Source organism: Nakamurella sp. GG22, assembly GCF_052976845.2.
This window is the reverse complement of sequence record NZ_JBRIIO020000069.1, coordinates 1-1,874: the sequence shown is the minus strand read 5'-3', so window position 1 is coordinate 1,874 and position 1,874 is coordinate 1. Positions and strand designations below refer to the sequence as shown.

The following is a 1,874-nucleotide window of genomic DNA, read 5'->3' as shown; positions in this document are numbered from 1 at the left end:
GCGGCGCCGATGGGACCGGGAGTCACACCGGCGCCCGGATGCGGGCGCATCGTCGCGCTCCCCGGGTCCCCCGTCGCACGGCGGGGCCCGGCGTCAGCGCCGGGCCCCGCTCCGTGTCATCTCCATGTGTCCGTCCACCTCCCGGTCGAGCCGGCTCACATTCGGGCGAACCGGCTCAACGCGGCCTGCATCGCCTCCGTCATCTCGTCACCGCCGGTGTGCCCGGTTCTCACCAGGTGCAGCTCCGAGCCGGGCCAGGCCCGGTGAAGCATCCATGGCACGTCGGGCGGCCCGCCGATGTCCATGCGGCCGTGGATGAGCACCCCGGGGATGCCGGCGAGCCGGTCAGCGTCACGCAGCAGTACACCGTCCTCCAGCCACGCCGCGTGCGAGAAGTAGTGCGCGCAGAGCCGGGCGAACGCTATCCGGAACGCTGCGTCGGCGTAGCGAGGGTTCGGGGTCCAGCCCTCCTCGAGCGAGACGACGGCGTCCTCCCAGTCGCACCAATCCTGCGCGGCCCGAACCCGGACGGCGTCGTCGGGCTGCTCGTTGAGCAGCACGTTGTAAGCGGCGACAAGGTTGGCCGCCCGACCACCACCGGCGTGGAACTTCTCCCATTCGGCCGGGAAGAACCGTCCCGCCTCGTGATAGAGCCAGTGCACGTCCTCGGCACGGGTCATCGTCACCGACACGAGCACCATCGCGGTGACCCGCTCCGGGAATCGCTCGGCGTACGCGAGGCCGAGCGTGACACCCCAGGACCCACCCCACACCATCCACCGGTCGATGCCCAGGTGCTCCCGCAGCAGCTCGATGTCGCGCAGCAGATGCGCGGTCGTATTGGTACTCAGATCCGTCGCCGGGTCGGCAACGCTCGGCGTGCTCAGGCCGCATCCGCGCTGGTCGAACTGCACGAGCCGGTACACCTGCGGGTCGAAGGAGCTGCGCCGCCGGGGCGAACTGCCGCCACCGGGACCACCGTGCAGGGCGACCACCGGCTTGCCGGCCGGATTGCCGCTGACCTCCCAATACACCCGCTGGCCGTCGCCGACGTCGAGCATGCCCTGGTCGTACGGTTCGATTGCGGTGTGAGATCCGCTCATCGGAAGATCGTAGGAGCAGCCGCACTGCTCCTGCCGGTCGCGGCGCTGATGATCGGGTGCTCGACCGGCGCTGCCGGTCCGGATACCTCCGGCGGTGGACCCAGCACTCCGCCGTCCGCCGACGGCGTCCACGCCCTCGCGCACCCAGGCGTCATCGCACGCGACACCGACCCCGGCTGCGGCAGCCGCCCCAACAGCGGCAGCCACCAAGACCGCACCCGCCAACACCACGGCACCCAGCAAGGCCCCGGCACCGACCAAGGCACCGGCACCGACGACCTCCTCGGCTCGGAGCGCGGAACCGCCCGACCCGGGCTTCAGCAGTTCGGTGAAGGTCATCGACCCCGTACTCGCCGCCCGGATGCGGACCAGTTGGCGGCCGGGCTGCCCGGTCGGCATCGAGGATCTGCGCTACCTCACGGTGACCTACCGGGGCTTCGACGGCACCGATGACGACGGCGAACTGGTGGTGGCCGCGGCCGTCGCCGACGACGTCGTCGCCGTCTTCCGCGAGCTCTACGCAGCGGGGTATCCGATCGCGTCCCTGCGGCTGGTCGACGACTTCGGTGGCGATGACGACGCGTCGGTGGCGGCCGACAACAGCTCGGCGTTCAACTGCCGACCGGTGACGGGTGGCGGCGGATTCTCCGAGCATTCCTACGGAACCGCGATCGACCTGAACCCGGTGCAGAACCCCTACATCAGCGGCGATGTCGTGTTGCCGGAGCGGGGACGGGAGTACCTGGACAGGAAGCCGGGGGCGGGCGTCCT

Annotated in this window: 2 protein-coding genes; one reads left to right on the top strand and one right to left on the bottom strand. The window is 70.8% G+C overall.

Going from position 1 to position 1,874, the window contains the following annotated elements; all coding sequences use genetic code 11:
- Positions 1 to 155: 155 nt before the first annotated feature.
- The gene (gene pip, locus ACVBEQ_RS28020) at positions 156 to 1,103 is read right to left on the bottom strand and encodes a prolyl aminopeptidase (protein WP_447156724.1); all 948 of its coding nucleotides are present in this window, start codon (positions 1,101 to 1,103) and stop codon (positions 156 to 158) included.
- 94 nt (positions 1,104 to 1,197) lie between these two features.
- On the opposite strand from pip, the gene ACVBEQ_RS28015 reads away from it, so the two are divergent.
- On the top strand, positions 1,198 to 1,874 hold a 677-nt coding region (locus tag ACVBEQ_RS28015), incomplete at its 3' end, for a M15 family metallopeptidase (RefSeq protein ID WP_447156723.1).

Bases quoted from the DNA above. Each gene is read 5' to 3' on its own strand.
- pip (WP_447156724.1), bottom strand. From the start codon at position 1,103: ATGAGCGGATCTCACACCGCAATCGAACCGTACGACCAGGGCATGCTC.